Origin of the sequence: Candidatus Symbiopectobacterium endolongispinus, assembly GCF_018777385.1 — a bacterium.
In the GTDB taxonomy this organism is placed as follows: Bacteria; Pseudomonadota; Gammaproteobacteria; order Enterobacterales; family Enterobacteriaceae; genus Symbiopectobacterium; species Symbiopectobacterium endolongispinus.
In genome coordinates, this window is sequence record NZ_JAFJYB010000008.1 from 72,048 (window position 1) to 90,322 (window position 18,275).

At 52.7% G+C, this 18,275-nt stretch carries 8 protein-coding genes and 8 pseudogenes; 5 read left to right on the top strand and 11 right to left on the bottom strand.

Features of this window, described 5'->3' with window-relative positions; genetic code table 11:
* The first annotated feature begins 27 nt into the window (after nucleotides 1–27).
* Both JZM30_RS22245 and JZM30_RS22250 read left to right on the top strand, forming a co-directional pair.
* Nucleotides 28–227 (top strand): annotated as a pseudogene (locus JZM30_RS22245) (DUF2065 domain-containing protein).
* Nucleotides 228–325: 98 nt separating this feature from the next.
* Entirely contained in the window at nucleotides 326–1,624 is a 1,299-nt protein-coding gene (locus JZM30_RS22250; RefSeq protein ID WP_252321361.1) for an adenylosuccinate synthase, read from the top strand.
* A gap of 58 nt (nucleotides 1,625–1,682) precedes the next feature.
* On the opposite strand, the pseudogene mpl reads toward JZM30_RS22250, so the two are convergent.
* A pseudogene (gene mpl, locus JZM30_RS22255) lies at nucleotides 1,683–3,073 on the bottom strand (UDP-N-acetylmuramate:L-alanyl-gamma-D-glutamyl-meso-diaminopimelate ligase).
* Nucleotides 3,074–3,239: 166 nt separating this feature from the next.
* Between mpl and fbp the strand changes: the two are divergent.
* A pseudogene (fbp, locus tag JZM30_RS22260) lies at nucleotides 3,240–4,244 on the top strand (class 1 fructose-bisphosphatase).
* A gap of 99 nt (nucleotides 4,245–4,343) precedes the next feature.
* Here the strand turns inward: fbp and ruvX are convergent.
* From ruvX to metK, 6 genes and pseudogenes are all read right to left on the bottom strand, one after another.
* Nucleotides 4,344–4,772 carry a Holliday junction resolvase RuvX gene (ruvX, locus tag JZM30_RS22265; protein ID WP_252321362.1) on the bottom strand — a complete coding sequence of 143 codons (429 nt, stop codon included), beginning with the start codon at nucleotides 4,770–4,772 and terminating at the stop codon, nucleotides 4,344–4,346.
* Nucleotides 4,772–5,260 (bottom strand): annotated as a pseudogene (locus JZM30_RS22270) (YqgE/AlgH family protein); the annotation flags it as partial. The pseudogene JZM30_RS22270 and the gene ruvX, both read right to left, overlap by 1 nt.
* A gap of 164 nt (nucleotides 5,261–5,424) precedes the next feature.
* Nucleotides 5,425–6,232: pseudogene (gene gshB, locus JZM30_RS22275) on the bottom strand (glutathione synthase); the annotation flags it as partial.
* Nucleotides 6,233–6,309: 77 nt separating this feature from the next.
* Nucleotides 6,310–7,009: pseudogene (endA, locus tag JZM30_RS22280) on the bottom strand (deoxyribonuclease I).
* A gap of 101 nt (nucleotides 7,010–7,110) precedes the next feature.
* Entirely contained in the window at nucleotides 7,111–7,623 is a 513-nt protein-coding gene (locus tag JZM30_RS22285; RefSeq protein ID WP_252321416.1) for a SprT family zinc-dependent metalloprotease, read from the bottom strand.
* Nucleotides 7,624–7,713: 90 nt separating this feature from the next.
* Complete coding sequence (gene metK, locus JZM30_RS22290) at nucleotides 7,714–8,865, bottom strand: methionine adenosyltransferase (protein ID WP_252321363.1); 1,152 nt, start codon at nucleotides 8,863–8,865, stop codon at nucleotides 7,714–7,716.
* A 790-nt stretch (nucleotides 8,866–9,655) separates the two neighbouring features.
* Here metK and speA point away from each other — a divergent pair.
* A pseudogene (gene speA, locus JZM30_RS22295) lies at nucleotides 9,656–11,553 on the top strand (biosynthetic arginine decarboxylase).
* Between the two features lie 1,207 nt (nucleotides 11,554–12,760).
* On the opposite strand, the gene loiP reads toward speA, so the two are convergent.
* A complete protein-coding gene (gene loiP, locus JZM30_RS22300; RefSeq protein ID WP_252321364.1) occupies nucleotides 12,761–13,513 on the bottom strand; it encodes a metalloprotease LoiP in 753 nt (250 codons plus the stop codon).
* A 371-nt stretch (nucleotides 13,514–13,884) separates the two neighbouring features.
* Between loiP and tkt the strand changes: the two genes are divergently transcribed.
* Complete coding sequence (gene tkt / locus JZM30_RS22305) at nucleotides 13,885–15,879, top strand: transketolase (protein WP_252321365.1); 1,995 nt, start codon at nucleotides 13,885–13,887, stop codon at nucleotides 15,877–15,879.
* A 140-nt stretch (nucleotides 15,880–16,019) separates the two neighbouring features.
* On the opposite strand, the pseudogene nudK reads toward tkt, so the two are convergent.
* The 3 genes and pseudogenes from nudK to JZM30_RS22320 form a co-directional block, all read right to left on the bottom strand.
* Nucleotides 16,020–16,564 (bottom strand): annotated as a pseudogene (gene nudK, locus JZM30_RS22310) (GDP-mannose pyrophosphatase NudK).
* Nucleotides 16,565–16,601: 37 nt separating this feature from the next.
* A complete protein-coding gene (locus JZM30_RS22315) occupies nucleotides 16,602–17,414 on the bottom strand; it encodes an IclR family transcriptional regulator (protein ID WP_252321366.1) in 813 nt (270 codons plus the stop codon).
* Between the two features lie 121 nt (nucleotides 17,415–17,535).
* Complete coding sequence (locus JZM30_RS22320) at nucleotides 17,536–18,204, bottom strand: bifunctional 4-hydroxy-2-oxoglutarate aldolase/2-dehydro-3-deoxy-phosphogluconate aldolase (protein ID WP_252321367.1); 669 nt, start codon at nucleotides 18,202–18,204, stop codon at nucleotides 17,536–17,538.
* Between the last annotated feature and the right edge of the window lie 71 nt (nucleotides 18,205–18,275).

Genomic DNA, 18,275 nt, shown 5'->3' on the forward strand with positions numbered 1-18,275 from the left:
ATGGCAAAATTTTCCATTGGAGTAGGTATGAGTATCACCATTTGGCTGGCGCTGGGCCTGGTCTTGATTGTGGAAGGGCTGGGTCGCTGCTGTTTCCACGGATTTGGCGTCGCATGATCCTGGCGATGGCGCAGCAGCCAGACACTATTTTGCGCCGTTTTGGCGGTGGATTAGTGGTTGCCGGCATCGTGATCTACTACATGTTGCGTCATCGAGCGGGAAGCTGAATGGCATCAAAAAATGTGCGCAAACGTATGCTAAAAGTACTGAAAGCAACCAAGTGAGATGATAGAATCCATTTTTAAGCAACCTGGTGATTCTTGAAATGGGTAAGAACGTCGTCGTACTGGGCACCCAATGGGGTGACGAAGGTAAAGGCAAGGTCGTTGACCTGCTGACTGAACGGGCTAAGTATGTTGTGCGCTACCAGGGTGGTCACAATGCTGGCCACACTCTGGTTATTAACGGTGAGAAAACCGTCCTCCACTTAATCCCCTCTGGCATCCTGCGTGAAAACGTGGTTAGCATCATCGGTAACGGTGTTGTGCTGGCACCTGATGCGTTGATGAAAGAGATGACCGCATTGGAAGCACGCTGTGTTCCGGTACGCGAACGTCTGCTGCTTTCTGAAGCGTGTCCGCTGATTCTTCCTTATCACGTCGCGTTGGATAACGCGCGCGAAAAAGCGCGTGGTGAGAAAGCTATTGGCACTACTGGTCGTGGTATCGGCCAGGCGTATGAAGATAAAGTGGCACGTCGTGGTTTGCGTGTGGGCGATCTGTTCGACAAGCAAGCGTTTGCCGTCAAACTGAAAGAGATCGTTGAGTACCACAACTTCCAACTGGTGAATTATTACAAAGTGGAAGCGGTGGACTACCAGAAAGTGCTGGATGATGTGCTGGCGATTGCTGACATTCTCACTGCAATGGTGGTTGATGTTTCCGATCTGCTATTCAAAGCGCATCAGCGTGGCGATCTGGTGATGTTCGAAGGCGCGCAAGGTACGCTGCTGGACATCGACCACGGTACCTATCCGTACGTGACCTCCTCTAACACCACGGCGGGCGGCGTTGCTACCGGTTCTGGTCTTGGGCCGCGTTACGTAGATTACGTGCTGGGTATCGTCAAAGCTTACTCTACCCGCGTTGGTGCAGGTCCATTCCCTACCGAGCTGTTTGATGATGTTGGCGAGCACCTGTCGCAGAAAGGCAACGAGTTTGGTGCAACCACAGGCCGTCGTCGCCGCACCGGTTGGCTGGATGCGGTTGCCGTACGCCGCGCCGTACAGATCAACTCCCTGTCCGGTTTCTGCATGACCAAACTGGACGTGCTGGATGGACTAAAAGAAGTGAAGATCTGCGTCGGCTATCGTATGCCGAACGGTGATGAAGTTGATGTGACGCCGCTGGCGGCTGAAGGCTGGGAAGGCATCGAGCCTATCTATGAAACCCTGCCGGGCTGGACGGAAAGCACCTTTGGTGTGCAAGATCACAGCAAACTGCCGCAGGCTGCGCTGAACTACATCAAGCGCGTGGAAGAGGTCACCGGCGTGCCGGTTGATATTATCTCCACCGGCCCTGACCGTAGCGAAACCATGATCCTGCGCGATCCGTTTGATGCGTAATGCGTAACCCGCATTAAGTGCATAAACACAAAAGGACGGGAAACCGTCCTTTTGTGTTTTACAGCACGTCGCTTTGATCCTGAGCAGAGGCTGCTTTCTTCTCCAACGCCGCCAATAAGGTGTTGTGAATATTCCCGAATCCGCCGTTACTCATCACCAGGAGATGATCGCCCGTTTGAGCGGTTTTGGCGATCATCTCGACCAGCGTGTCGATATCCGCGCTCCAGTGTGCTGGCTGTACACAGGCGTCAGCCACTTCCACCACCTGCCATGGAATGTGCTGCGGCTGGAACAGGAACACCTTATCTGCGCGACCTAGTGACGGAGCCAGTTCATTCTTGATAACACCCATTTTCATGGTGTTTGAGCGCGGTTCCAGCACGGCCAGAATGCGTGCCGTTCCACCTACTTTGCTGCGTAAGGCTGCCAGCGTAGCAAGAATTGTCGTCGGGTGGTGCGCAAAATTGTCGTAGACGCTGATATTGTTGACGGTCCCGCGCAGTTCAAGGCGGCGGCGGGCATTGATAAATCCACCCAGCGCACGGCAGGCTTCGGCTGCGGGCACGCCCACATGGCGTGCCGCCGCGATGGCCATAATGGCGTTATGCATGTTGTGCTCGCCACCAGTTTCCAGCGCACTTCGCCGACCAACTCATCGTTCAGATAAACCTGAAATTCGCTGGCATCGGTCGTGACTTTTTTCGCTTTCCAGACACCGTCGTCACCCACCAGTTCCTGCTCACTCCAACAGCCCATGCCCATCAACTGTTTAAGGTGTAAGTCATTGCCTGGAAGAATGATTTTACCTGTTCCCGGCACCAGGCGAACCAGATGGTGGAACTGTTTCTGAATGGCTTTTAGGTCGTCAAAAATATCTGCATGATCGAATTCGAGGTTGTTCAGGATCAGCGTGCGCGGCGCATAGTGCACGAATTTTGAACGTTTGTCGAAGAACGCACAGTCATATTCATCGGCTTCCACTACCATAAAGGTGCCGCCGCCCAAGCGGGCAGAAACGGTGAAGTTGCCGGGAACACCGCCGATGACGAAGCCGGGCTGGTAGCTGCAGGCTTCCAGAATCTAGGTTACCATCCCAGCGGTGGTGGTTTTACCGTGTGTGCCCGCGACGGCAATCACCCAGCGTTCACGCAGCACGGCGTCATGCAGCCACTGCGGCCCGGAGACGTAGGGAATGCTTTTTTCCAGCACCGCCTCAACGCAAGGGTTGCCGCGACTCATAGCGTTGCCAATGATCACCAAATCTGGCGCAGGATCTAACTGTGCCGGGCCATATCCCTGGATGAGGCTGATGCCTTGTTCTTCCAGCAACGTGCTCATCGGAGGATAGACGTTGGCATCCGAACCGGTAACCTCATGTCCCAGTGAACGAGCGAGCAGTGCTAAACCGCCCATAAAGGTGCCGCAGATGCCCAAAATATGAATACGCATATATTTTCCATCAGTTCCTGAAAGTCTTCGCGTATTCTAGCGCCTGGATTACGCATAAGAAATGGATTTGACTAGGTGCAGCTTTCTGTTTGGGCTACACTGCATGCGCAAACATGAGCGGTGAAAACTGAAACCGCTTTTCATTCGTAGATTCTGGAATAGTGTTATGAAAACGTTAGGCGAATTTATCGTCGAAAAACAGCACGATTTCTCTCACGCAACCGGTGAACTGACCGCGCTGTTGTCCGCACTTAAACTGGGCGCCAAAATTATTCACCGCGATATCAACAAAGCTGGGTTGGTTGATATCCTGGGAACCAGCGGCGTGTCGAACGTTCAGGGCGAAGTGCAGATGAAGCTGGATCTGTATGCCAATGAAAAACTGAAAGCGGCACTGAAATCTCGTGGTGAAGTAGAGGGGATTGCCTCCGAAGAAGAAGATGAGATCGTCGTTTTTGAAGGCGACCGCGGTCTAAACGCCAAATATGTGGTGTTAATGGACCAGCTGGATGGGTCTTCCAACATTGATGTTAACGTATCTGTTGGCACCATCTTCTCCATTTACCGTCGTATTACCCCGTTGGGTACGCCGGTCACGGAAGCGGATTTCCTGCAACCGGGTAACAAACAGGTGGCAGCAGGGTATATCGTGTACGGTTCCTCGACCATGCTGGTGTACACCACCGGTCACGGTGTGCATGCTTTTACCTATGATCCTTCTCTGGGCGTTTTCTGTCTGTCGCACGAGCGTGTGCATTTCCCTGAAAAAGGGAACATGTACTCGATTAACGAAGGGAACTACATCAAATTCCCGCAGGGCGTGAAGAAATACATCAAGTATTGCTAGGAACAGGATGAAGCAACGCAGCGTCCTTATACCTCGCGCTATATCGGCTCACTGGTGGCGGATTTTCACCGTAACCTGCTGAAAGGCGGCATCTACTTGTATCCGAGCACCGCAAGCTATCCAAAAGGAAAACTGCGCTTGCTGTACGAATGCAACCCGATGGCATTCCTGGCAGAACAGGCAGGCGGTAAAGATAGCGATGGCGCACGCCGTATTCTTGATATTGAGCTGGAGAAATTGCACCAGCGCTGCCCATTCTTTGTCGGCACCGAATCCATGGTGAACGACGTGGAACGTTTCATCGCTGAGTTTCCGGACGAATAGCGACAGCAGTTTGCACGAACGCCGCTGAGAGGTATTGTCATACTCTAACGACTTCGCGTGGCCAACATCTCTGCTACGTGAAATAGGATGGGTATCGCTTTACTGCCTCGGCGTTTGACGACTGAACCAGCTTTCCAGAATAATGACGGCCGAGGTGGCATCCACTTGGCCTTTATTCAATGCGCGGAACCCACCGCGTTCAAACAGGTCTGCCCGTGCTTCTATGGTGCTCAGACGTTCATCCTGTAGTTCGACCGGTTTGCCGAAACGGCCGTGTAAGCGGTTGGCGAATTTTCGCGCTCTTGCGGTCAGCCCCTGCTCGGTGCCATCCATGTTCAGCGGCAATCCCACCACCAGTAAATCAGGCTGCCACTCGTTGATTATTTTTTCTACCTGGTTCCAGTCAGGCACGCCGTCCTGCGCCTTGAACGCGGTAAGCGCTCGCGCGGTGCCAGTGACCTCTTGGCCGATGGCTACGCCGATGCTTTTGGTGCCAAAATCGAAGGCTAGCAGGGTTCGGTTGGTCATCAGGCATGCCCAGCATCGGCCACGATATTGTGGATATCGATACCGATCCTTTTGGCCGCCATGCGCCAACGCTCTGCGATCGGGGTATGGAACAGAATATCGGCTTCTGCCGGGGCGGTGAGCCACACGTTTTCCAGCAGCTCCGTTTCCAATTGTCCCTGTTCCCAGCCGGAATACCCTAAGGCAACCATCGTTTCACTGGGCTGTGTCGGCGTGCCCAGCGTCTCCAGCACATCTTTTGACGTGGTAACCATCACATCGCTGGAAATACTGATGCTGGAACCAAAACCTGACTGCGGCGTGCGCAGAATAAAACCGCGATCGTCTGCCAGCGTACCACCGGAGAACACCGGTTTATCCAGACGAATATCGGGATCGCGAGGCGTCGGCTCGATATGCAGCTTGCTCAGGATATCTTCTACCGAAAATTGGCCCATCGGTTTGTTGACTATAAGCCCCATTGCGCCGTCTTCATTGTGCGTGGTTATTCGCTCTTGTCAGGATTAGGGGAAGCCCGTGTTGCCACGGGCTGGTATCGGTGGGTATCCAGCATGCTGGGCACCGACTGCAAGATACCTTAACGTTAAGTGCCTTAACGTAGAGCACATTAACGCCAAGAACCTTAATGTTAAGAACATTAACGCACGGAACATTAACGTTGGCGATCTGCCAGGCGGCGCTCAATGGCATCCATCAGCATACCGGTGATGGAAACGTCAGGAAATGCCGCTTCGATTTCCCGCACGCAGGTAGGGCTGGTCACATTGATTTCCGTCAGTCGATCGCCGATGACGTCAAGACCGACAAAAATCAGCCCTTTCTGTTTCAACGTAGGTGCCACCGCGCGAGCGATTTGCCAATCGCTTTCCGTCAGCGGGCGAACTTCACCGCGTCCGCCCGCGGCCAGGTTACCACGCGTTTCACCGCTTTTCGGGATACGCGCCAGGCAATAAGGCACGGGTTCGCCATCCACTACCAGAATGCGTTTGTCACCGTCTTTGATGGGGGGCAGATAGTTTTGCGCCATACAGTAGCGCTGGCCGTGTTCGGTCAGGGTTTCGATGATGACTGAAACGTTAGCGTCATCCTGTTTCAGTCGGAAAATCGATGCGCCGCCCATGCCATCCAGCGGTTTTGAGGATCACATCACCATGCTGCTGGTGAAACTGACGCAGTTTGTCGGCGCGGTGTGTGACCAGCGTATACGGCGTCAGGTGCGGGAACCGGGCGGTAAACAGCTTCTCGTTACAGTCACGTAGGCTTTGCGGCTTGTTGACGATCAGCGTGCCTTTTTCTTCTGCCCGTTCCAGTATATAGGTGGCATAGATGAATTCGGTATCGAACGGCGGATCCTTACGCATCAGGACCTCATCCAGTTCGTGCAGGGCGATATCCTGCTTGCCGTGAAAATCGTACCAGCCATCATAGTCGTACTGTACGCTGAGGCGACGCGTGGTGGCGATGTTTTTTACGCTACCGCCGCAGCACATCTCGTGGTCTGCGGCGTTGGTTGAACGCTCTATAGTAGGTAGTGGAACTAGCGCTGGCAAGCCTGCTGAACGTAAGGATTATGATTCCTCTGCTGCTCGGCAATGCGCTGGTCACGAGTGCATTCCCAGGATGTCACCGGGTAGCGCTTGTCCTATGCGGTAAATAGCTGGGTTTGCTGGCTGGAAAGCCGCAGTTGGTAGCGATCGCGCATGTAAAAATAGGTCCGTGCGATGGCACCGCGTGCCCGTTCGGGCGGTTCTGCCAGCTTGTTTTTGAAATCAATCTTCATCGCGCATTGGCCGCACTGGTCGTCGCCACCGTTCCATTGACCATACATGAAGTTGCCGCGATCGCCATTCACCTCACCAATGCTAGGTTGCAGGTTATGCAGATCGGTTTCCATGTCGCGATATACTTCATCGCGGGTACAGTTCTTTCTACCGCCTTCTTGCCAGCATTGGCGTTGATGACCGAACTGCCAGGCAGGTACCACGTGTTCCCACTCGATACGCTGTGCGCGATTGGCGTTTTTGCGTACGGTATAACCGCAGGAGGCGAGGTCGGGGGTGCCCTTTTTACCGTCCCAGGAGATACGGCAGCCGCAATAAGAAGGAGTCAGGGGCGTCCTGATGAATTTGTGCGGCAACGGCTTTGGCCTGAGTGAAATTGTTGATGGTTTGCGCTGCGGCAAACGCCGAAAACAGTGCACCACTCAGTGTGGAAATAACAAGAATGTTGCGAAGTATGTTCCAAATCTACCCATTGGCGTAAAACGCGCAGAGTAGCGAACGTCGACCTGTCGCGCAAATGGATACTGTGCGTTTTATCGCGCAGTGAGAATAAAGGCTCAGGTTTGTGGCACGGCATCAAACTGGAGTGGTTTGCCGCACTTCAGGCAGCGATAGGTGGCATCGCCGCGTTGGGCACGGTAATGGCGATGCACGCTTAACTGGTGCTGCTGGCAGGCGCAACGGTAAGGGTAGGTTTTGCCCTGCACGGAGGCGGTGGCGAAACGGTGTGTGCGTTTCGCCGGGGTTTGCAGAATTTGTTCCATCATCCAGCGCCATTCTTTGCCATGGGGCACTACGCGACCGAAGCTGGCATACACCAGCAGATGAGCCAGTTCGTGGGGAACGACCTCATCGATGAAAGCCTGCTGGTTTTCCAGCAGCAGCACCGGGTTCAGACGGATTTCCCATTGCTGTAGCCAGGCGGTCCCGGCGGTTGCGCCGCGCTGCTTATAGCTTACGCTGGGCTCCAAATACTGGCTGCCTAAGGCTTGATTGGCGAATTGCAGGCGTTCACGCAGAAAGTGCATGACAGCGTGGTGGAGCGCGATAGGAATGCGAGGCGAGTTCATGGCTTTGAGGATAGATCGTGGAAAAAGCCGATGCAACTGAAAGGCGCATTCCTCTCCCGCCTTTGGCTGGAGAGGAATGCCTTGTGGTGTTTACAGACCGGCAGACGCGCGCAGTTGTGCGGCCTTGTCGGTTTTTTCCCACGGGAAGTGCTCGCGGCCAAAGTGACCGTAAGCGGCGGTTTCCTGATAAATCGGGTGCAGCAGATCGAGCATCTGGATCAGCCCGTAAGGACGCAGATCGAAGAACTCGCGTACCAACTGAGTGAGACACTCGGTTGGAATTTTTTCTGTGCCAAAGGTTTCGATCATGATTGAGGTCGGTTCGGCCACACCGATGGCGTAGGAAACCTGAATCTCACAGCGATCGGCCAACCCCGCAGCAACGAAGTTCTTCGCCACGTAGCGCGCGGCATAGGCCGCAGAGCGGTCAACCTTGGACGGGTCTTTGCCGGAAAACGCACCGCCGCCGTGACGCGCGGCACCGCCGTAGGTATCCACGATAATCTTGCGACCGGTCAAACCGCAGTCACCCATCGGGCCACCAATAACAAAACGGCCTGTCGGGTTGATAAAGAATTTGGTGCTGGCAGAGAGCCATTCAGATGGCAGAACCGGATTGATGATCTCTTCCATCACCGCTTCATGCAAATCGCTTTGCGCAATGTCTTCTGCGTGCTGTGTTGATAGGGCCACCGCGTCAATACCGACGATCTTGCCGTCATCATATTGAAAGGTAACCTGGCTTTTTGCATCTGGGCGCAACCACGGCAGCGTGCCGTTTTTGCGTACTTCAGTCTGACGCTGTACCAAACGGTGAGCGTAGGTGATGGGAGCCGGCATCAACACATCGGTTTCATTGGTGGCATAGCCGAACATCAGGCCTTGGTCGCTCGCGCCTTGTTTCAGTGGATCGCCGCGATCGACGCCCTGATTGATATCCGGCGATTGTTTACCGATGGCGCTTAACACGGCGCAGGAATTGGCATCAAACCCCATCTCGGAGTTGACGTAGCCAATCTCACGTACCGTACGACGCGTGATCTCTTCAATATCTACCCAGGCGCTGGTGGTGATCTCACCGCCCACTAACACCATACCGGTTTTCACGTAAGTCTCACAGGCGACGCGCGCCTTGGGATCTTGTTCCAAAATGGCGTCAAGAACCGCATCAGAGATCTGGTCTGCAATCTTGTCCGGATGCCCTTCAGAAACGGATTCCGACGTAAGAAGGTGTTTAGCCATGCGTTTTTATACCTTCAAAGCAAATGCTGTAGTAGTCGCGGTGTGTCAGTAAAACAGTATAGATGGATTAACATCTTGATAGCTATTCTAGGTCACTTGGCGGACGGATTACCAGCGGTTTTTTGTTTCAGGGCGGCTATCATCGAAATTTTGTATTGCCGTTTTTTTTCCGTTTAGACCATCGAAAAGTGATTTTCATTTTGCTTTTCCCCCCACATATCGGTATAAACGGCGAGCGGTCGCAGTGCGCCGTAAAGCGTAGCGGAAAGGGTGTATGCTCCCTGTTTTGACTCATAGCCTGACCGCAATCGTTGCGGCGGCACGGAGGTGATAAGTTTAATGATCCACGGTTTGCCGAGTCCGTTGCAATCGCAACAGGTTTCTTTTGACGTATCGGCGTCAAATACTCAGCCTTTCTTTTTTTCTTCTCACTCTGCTGTTTCCCGAAGTCGCGTGTCCATGGGTTTAACGCAGGACTCCTGGGCAGGATGATACGCCTATGTTCAGGGTTTTTGCCGCGTTTGCGTGCGTTGTCTTTCTCGTTTTTTAGGTGTGTAACCCAACGCGTGTGCTGCTGCCTTTGTTGCGCAGGCACGGATTGTTACGTTTTCTCTCGCGGGTGCGACGGAGTCTGCTAGCGTGTTTTACTACACTAATAAAGGTCACATAACGGCGGCATACTGCATGCAGCCAGTTTTTTCACTGCTGTCACCATCAACGTGGATGGACGTGACACAGCGTTTTGGGACAGGTCGTAATGTGATGAGTGGAATGAATAAAGAGGTTCGTTATGTCTGACGATATGATTGAAAATGGCTCGTCAGCGACGGGTAAACGTGAATATTTGCGCTCTATGCAAGAGGTGGCCATGAATGACCGCAATGCCAGCGAGATGCTACGGACGTACAACATTGCCTGGTGGGGCAACAACTATTACGACGTGAACGAGTTGGGGCATATCAGCGTTTGCCTGCGCTGTTCTGTTTTCCGCAAATCCAGCAACACCGTTTGCGTTCGATTAACGCCGCGTTTCGTCGTGCGCGTGAGTCCTTTGGCTACGAAGGTGGCTATTTCCTGGTGTATCCCATCAAGGTTAACCAGCATCGGCGTGTGATTGAATCGCTGGTGAATTCAAGTGAACCGCTGGGACTGGAGGCAGGTTCAAAAGCTGAATTGATGGCAGTGTTGGGACACGCGAGTATGACGCGCACCGTGATCGTGTGTAACGGTTACAAAGATCGCGAATACATCCGTCTGGCACTGATCGGCGAGAAATTGGGACACAAGGTCTATCTGGTCATTGAGAAGATGTCCGAGATTAAACTGGTGCTGGAAGAGGCTGAGCAACTCAACGTGGCGCCGCGCCTCGGCGTGCGTGCGCGTCTGGCCTCGCAGGACTCAGGCAAGTGGCAATCCAGCGGCGGTGAGAAATCCAAATTTGGTCTGGCTGCGGTGCAGGTTCTGCAATTGGTCGAGATGCTGCGCGAAGCGGGGCGTTTGGACAGTCTGCAACTGTTGCACTTCCATCTCGGTTCTCAGTTGGCCAATATTCGTGATATCGCCACGGGCGTGCGCGAATCCGCACGTTTCTATGTGGAACTGCACAAGCTAGGCATAAACATTCAGTGTTTCGACGTCGGCGGTGGGCTGGGCGTGGACTATGAGGGTACCCGTTCTCAATCCGACTGCTCGGTAAACTATGGCTTGAACGAATACGCCAATAACGTGATTTGGGGCATTGGCGATGCCTGTAATGAGCACGGTCTGCCGCACCCGATGGTGATCACTGAATCTGGGCGTGCGGTTACTGCACACCAAACGGTGCTGGTGTCCAATATCATTAGGGTGGGGCGTAACGAGTTTAGCGAGCCGACGCCGCCGGAAGAGGACGATCCTCGTGCGCTGGAAAGCCTGTGGTCAACCTGGCAGGAGATCAAAATGCCGGGAACGCGGCGTTCCTTGCGTGAATGGTTGCACGACAGCCAGATGGATTTGCATGATGTGCATACCCAATATACGCACGGGATGTTAAATCTGACGAAGCGTGCAAAAGCTGAGCAGCTTTATCTTAGCATCTGCCAGCAGATCCAGCAACAGCTTGATCCCAGCAACCGCGCACACCGTCCGATTATTGACGAATTGCAGGAGCGCATGGCGGATAAATTGTATGTGAATTTTTCGCTGTTCCAGTCGATGCTGGATGCGTGGGGGATCGATCAACTGTTCCCAGTGCTGCCGCTAGAAGGTCTGGACAAACTGCCTGAGCGCCGTGCTGTACTGCTGGATATTACCTGTGACTCGGACGGGACGATCGACCATTACATCGATGGTGACGGTATCGCGACCACCATGCCGATGCCACCGTATGATCCGGAAAATCCACCGCTGCTGGGCTTCTTTATGATTGGTGTCTATCAGGAAATCCTGGGTAACATGCATAATCTGTTTGGCGATACGGCGACCGTAGATGTTTACGTGTTCCATGACGGCTCTATTGAACTGGAAGAGTCTGATGAAGGCAACACGGTGGCAGACATGCTGGAATATGTCCAGTTGGATCCCGAGGTACTGATGGCCAGTTTTCGCGATCAGGTGAAGGAGACCAACCTGCCTGCTGACATTCAGTCGCAGTTCTTGGATGAGTTCGAAAGTGGCCTGTATGGCTATACTTACCTGGAAGATGCCTAATATGAAGGCATAAAAAAAGGAGGCCATAGCCTCCTTTTTTTATGCCCGTTTACCACATCCAGCGCGCTTTCGCTGCTTTCACCCAGTTTAATGATTTTTCGCTTAAACAGGATGCTGGCAATCAGTATCAGAGAGTTCTTATCGTGCACGCCGTATTTGTTTAACAGCCTTGCTTTGCTGTTCAGTACTGACTTTTTATTAATTCCCACCCGTTCTGCGATCACTTCCGGTGAATATCCCTCGCTTCAGTACCGAAATACCGCATGCTCAGATTTAGAGAGTTTAACCGGCTGAGCGGCGCCATTCTGATCAATTTCTTCTATTATTCAATACGTTAGAAAAATAGCCGATCGGCGTTGATTTAGGAATAAGCACCGTTTTTTTCATCAATGCAAACGGGTTCATGGTTTGAATTATTGATAATGATGGAAACGGAAACAATGTCATAAAAGTGACATTTTATCGATGCGTAGTATTCCTCGAAGCCTTCACTTGCGCCATTGATGATAAAAATGCATTTTTTTCTTCCCTGGGGTATCAATGTAAATCGGTTTGCAGACTTTACATGCAGCGCAGTGACACGTGAAAAATTTTCACGTAGGCCGACAAGCGTAAAGTTGCATTTGCTAAAAATTCTCACATCCATGGTGTTTTGACTTTATGAGTTTATTTAAAAAACATATCTCAAATATTGTTGTCAATATTGCGCTCGTCGGGTTAGTCATCCAAAAATCACTGTGAAATAATTTGAAATATTTATCTGTTTTACGGATCCACTATCTCAAAAATAGGACTAATAAAAATAATCATCCTATCTCAATGATAAAATTGACAAATTTCTACAACTCTCGCATAACTATCATATCAAATTTAGGGAATTTTCCTATTAAAAAATATAATATATTGAAAATACAGTGTGTTACGCTATTGAATTAATAGGTATTGGTGAAATGGTTAATTACTGTAATTGATTTAAATTTGATTATTAATTACTTTTATTTAAGTGATAACGAGGGCGTTGATAAAGATGAAAATATTTTATTTATTATGCCGTCAGAGGATGGGACACCGTTATTATAAATTGTCCCTGTAAATTAAATGGGCTACCTGTTGAGGAAAAATAAATAACGGGGGAGTAATCCCTTAAGCAGATAATTGCAGCGACGTACCGATGTGATACCTCGCTGCGGTGAGAGTATCGGTTGGGTTACTTGCCTGCGGCGATACGATCGCGAATGTGTTGTGCGCGTTCTTCGGCGGCAGGGTGTGAATCAAACATGCTGCTTTGTCGGCCCGCATCCAGTTTGGCCAATTTTTCAAAGCTGCTGGCTAACCCTTGTTGGTCGATGCCGCGCCGTTTTAGCAAGTCGAAAGAGTAGTCGTCGGCCTGACGTTCTTGCGTTTGAGAAAACTGGGCATTAACCAATTGTTCTCCCATATCAGCCAACTGGGATTGCGATAACGAGGTTGCCATACCGCCTGCCGAGGCGACGGCAGTGCGGGCCGCGCTGGTGGCATAGGCTACCTGCATCGCCTTACGGCTGTGGCCCAAAGCCACGTGCCCCATTTCATGCCCAAGCACGCCTTCGACTTCATTGTCCGTCATGGTATCCATTAGCCCGCTGTAGACGCGAATGCAGCCATTGGCCATTGCCCAGGCGTTCACGTCTTTAGTCTGGTACACCTTATAGTTGGCGGGAGTGCCATTGATATCGTACCCAAGGGCATCTGCGATGTTGCTCAGTCGTTTTGTATAGCTGCTGTCGGCAGGAGCGATGTTGGCCTCTTTATCCATTTGTGCACAAGACTGTTCGCTGAGCGTTTTGACTTGCGCGTCACTCAGTGTTGCTGCCTGAAACGCCTGCACTTCAGATTGCATCAGCGTATTGTTATCCAGGTTTTGGCAACCGCTCAGCAGGCTGGTGATAGTCAGAGCTAACAGCGGTGTTCTGATCCTCATACCCTTTTTTTTCCTCACTGGTTTTCAGACACATGCAGGTTCTGCTTACTAAAAGGCAGAAAAGATGTTCTTTTTTATCGACCACTATGATGAAACTCGGTTTCAAAATAGAGGAAAGCGAATGGTCTTAATATCGGAAAACGGCGAATTCACTCGCAATTTCAGTAGGCTTTGTTGCATGTATGATAGTTAAAATCCTGTTTGGCGCAAAATAGCCATGAAATCCTCTTATTTCGCCAATGGTTCCATGTGCAATCGCCCGCATTTTCATGTACATTTATAGCCATCCCTCTTTGGTCTTACTGGCTAACGTATTGATTGTTAAATGTATGTTTGGCAAGACATCTGTTCAATCCGATCTGGAGTAAAGCATGTCCTCTCGTAAAGAACGTGCCAACGCCATCCGCGCACTCAGCATGGATGGCGTGCAAAAAGCCAAATCCGGTCACCCGGGCGCACCCATGGGTATGGCAGATATCGCCGAAGTCCTGTGGCGCGATTACCTTAATCACAACCCGGCTAACCCCCACTGGGCCAACCGCGACCGTTTCGTCCTCTCCAACGGTCACGCTTCCATGCTCATCTACAGCCTGCTGCACCTAACCGGCTACAACCTGCCGATTGAAGAGCTCAAGAACTTTCGACAACTGCATTCCAAAACCCCGGGTCACCCGGAGTACGGCTACACCGACGGCGTGGAAACCACCACCGGCCCGCTCGGGCAGGGCATTGCCAACGCGGTCGGCATGGCGCTGGCAGAACGCACGCTGGCGGCGCAGTTCAACCGTCCGGGTCACGATATAGTTGACCACTTCACCTACGTCTTCATGGGTGATGGCTGCATGATGGAAGGCATCTCCCACGAGGTGTGTTCGCTGGCCGGTACCCTGAAGCTGGGCAAGCTGGTGGCATTCTATGATGACAACGGCATCTCCATTGACGGTCACGTGGAAGGCTGGTTTACCGATGACACCGCAGCACGTTTTGAAGCCTACGGCTGGCACGTGGTGCGTGGGGTCGACGGCCATGACGCCGATGCCATCACCCGCGCTATCGAACAGGCGCGCGCGGTGACGGACAAACCGTCCCTGCTGATGTGCAAAACCGTGATTGGTTTCGGCTCACCGAACAAGGCCGGTACTCACGATTCCCACGGTGCGCCGCTGGGTGACGCCGAAGTGGCCGCTTCACGCGAACAGCTGGGCTGGAAATACCCGCCGTTTGAAATCCCCGCTGAAATCTATGCCGCCTGGGATGCCAAAGCCGCTGGCGCGCAGAAAGAGAGCGTCTGGAACGAGACGTTTGCCGCCTATGCCAGAGCCTATCCGGAACTGGCTGCCGAATTCAAACGCCGTACCGTCGGTGACCTGCCGGCCAACTGGCAGGCTGATGCCCAGAAATTCATTGAAGACCTGCAAGCCAGCCCGGCAAAAATTGCCAGCCGCAAAGCCTCGCAGAACGCGCTGGAAGCCTACGGCAAACTGCTGCCGGAATTCCTCGGCGGCTCTGCCGACCTGGCACCGAGCAACCTGACCATCTGGTCCGGCTCGGTTTCACGGGATAAAGACCCGGCGGGCAACTACATCCATTACGGGGTGCGCGAGTTCGGCATGACCGCCATCGCCAACGGTCTGGCGCTGTACGGCGGCTTCCTGCCGTATACCGCGACCTTCCTGATGTTTGTGGAATATGCCCGTAACGCGGTGCGCATGGCCGCACTGATGAAAATCCGCAGTATCTACGTCTATACCCATGACCCCATCGGTCTGGGTGAAGACGGCCCGACGCACCAGCCGGTAGAACAGCTGGCCAGCCTGCGCGTGACGCCAAACATGAGCACCTGGCGTCCGACGGATCAGGTAGAAACCGCGGTGGCGTGGAAATACGCCATTGAGCGCAAGGATGGCCCGACGGCGCTGATCCTGTCGCGTCAAAACCTGGCGCAACAGGCACGCACCGCGCAGCAACTGGCGGACGTGGCGAAAGGCGCTTACGTGCTGAAAGACAGCGACGGTCAGCCAGACCTGATCCTGATTGCTACCGGTTCAGAAGTAGAGCTGGCGGTTGCCGCCAGCGACGTGCTTAGCGCGCAGGGCCACAAGGTGCGTGTGGTTTCCATGCCGTCCACCGACGCATTCGACAAGCAGGATGCGGCCTACCGTGAAGCGGTGCTGCCGAAAGCAGTGAGCGCCCGCGTGGCGATCGAAGCGGGGATTGCAGACTACTGGTACAAGTATGTTGGCCTTAACGGTGCGATTGTTGGCATGACGAGCTTCGGTGAATCGGCTCCGGCAGAAAAACTGTTCGAGGTGTTTGGCTTTACGGTGGATAACGTGGTGGCAAAAGCCAGCGCGTTGCTGAAGTAAGTCTTAGACTGCTGAAGCCCCGTCATCCTCGGCGAAAGCCGGGGATGACGGGGGTGGGCGGGAATTTGGTTTCAAAAGACTTGGTTACAGGTCTTGAGTACTTAGGATACACACCACCCATGTAGCTGCGCATAGTGCAGCTACATGATGGTTTTCCCATCGCAGATACGCCTGTCTTTGATCATCGCCAGCGCGTCAGTAAACGACAGTTCGATAACCTCAATGTCTTTATCTTCCACGCCGCCTCCGCGTGCCAGACGTTGGGAAGGCGCGTATTCTGCGGCAAAAAAACGCACCTTTTCCGTCACGCTACCGGGCGACATGTAGGCTTCAAACAATTTTTCGACCTGCTCGATACGATAGCCGGTTTCTTCCATGACTTCCTTACCTTACGGATGCACGCTTCCGGCGACAACTCATCCAGCAATCCCGCGCAGGTTTCCAACAGCATGCCGCTCTCATTACCGTTGAGGTAAGTCGGGATACGAAATTGGCGCGTCAGCACTACCGTCTTTTTATCCCGGTTATAGAGCAGAATGGTAGCACCGTCGCCTTTGTCATAAACTTCGCGCCGTTGTCGCACCACACCGCCGCATTTACGTTGCAGATCGAACGTGTAGTTGTGCAGCACATACCAGTTATCGGACAGCAGTTTCTTTTCAATGAGCTTTATGGGAGAGGACATCACAACACTCCATCACGTGCTAACACACACGGCTGACTTAACGAAACTCCTGATACAGATGTTCACCGCGAAAACCGATACGACGTGATAGCGTCAGCGCCGCCGTTGAGATCAGCGACCCCAGCTCGGCAATGTGTTCAGGGTTGTCTTTTACTTTGGAAAACAGGCTGGCAATACTCAGCGCCGCTTGCACCTTACCTCGCGCGTTATAAATAGGTGCCGCGACACAAAAGACTTCCGCGTTATGCTCACGATCGTCAATCACGTAGCCGCGCTGGCGCGCTTCGTTCAGCACGCCGAAAAAACGCGCTTCATCCGTCACGGTGAAGGGGGTAATCGGCTGCAAACCACCGGTTTTATCGAGAATGGCTTTGACCTGTTCATCCGGCATGGTCGCCAGCAGCGCCTTGCCAAGGCCGGTGCAATAAAGTGGGTTATTGGAACCGATGCGCGCAGATGTGCGTACTGATGCAGCACTCTCCACTTTATCCAGATAGACCAGCATACCGTCGTTTCCCATCGCCAGGAACGAGGTTTTCTGCGCGCTGGCAGCCAGCTCTTCCAGCACGGAACGCGCGGCTTCATGAAACGGCGTTTGATCGAGATAAACCGCACCGGTCTGGAACAATTTAAGCCCCAGACGGAAAGGTTTGACACGGGGATTGGCGATTTCAAGGTAGCCTTTATCCACCAGCGTATAAATAATATCGAAGGTGGTGCTTTTCGGTATGCCTAACTGAGTACTGATTTCCGTTATGGTTAACTCATCCCGCGTTCCTGCTACCAACCACAGCATATCCAGCGCTCTGGCCACCGAGCGATTGATTTTTCCCACGCCATCTATCCCCATGCATTCGCTTGCGCGGGATTATACAAGATAACCATAGCGGTAAGAAAAAATAAAAGTGCCCGATAAGGGCAACACGCGTTGATAATGCGGCAGGCAGCCTTTATCGGAAGATGATAGCCAATCAGAGAGGATAACAAACGTCGTCTGGCTTTTTATTTTCCCGGAAACGGGTAATAAAAGTCTGTGCCAAATCGGTTAACTGTTGCCACGCCTGTTCAGCCACTAACGTTTTATTGATCAGTTCGCTACCCACCCCAACGGCAAATGCACCGGCCTGTGCAAAGTCAGCGACATTATTCAACGTCACGCCGCCAACAGGAATGATGAAGAGATTGTTGAGCGGCCCCTGCAACTCCTTAAGATAGTTGACGCCCAGACCGTTGGCCGGGAACAGCTTCAGTAAGTCGACGCCCATGCGGCACGCCTGCAATATTTCTGACGGTGTGGCGACAGCTGGGATCATCAGCTTCTGTTTTTCATGCACCATGCTGACCACCTGCGGATTAAAATCCGGTGCCAGCACAAAATTGGCACCCGCATCCATCACCAACTGCGCCATTACCGGATTGATAACGGTTCCCGCACCGATCCACATTTTATCGCCCAATTCCACCGTGAGCGCTTCAATACTGCGCAGATAACCTGACGTGTTGCAGGTCACTTCCAACACGCGCACGCCGCCATCGTAGAGCGCGCGTGCCACGGGGATCACCTCCTCTGGTTTTGTCCCTATGACAATCGCGATAATGCCCGTTTCTTCTATGGCGTGAATCACTCGGTGCTTAATCATTGATAACCTCTAACCCCTTTAATTAACTATTAACTCGACTGCAACAAACGGCGAAAAAGGCGGCGCTAGGC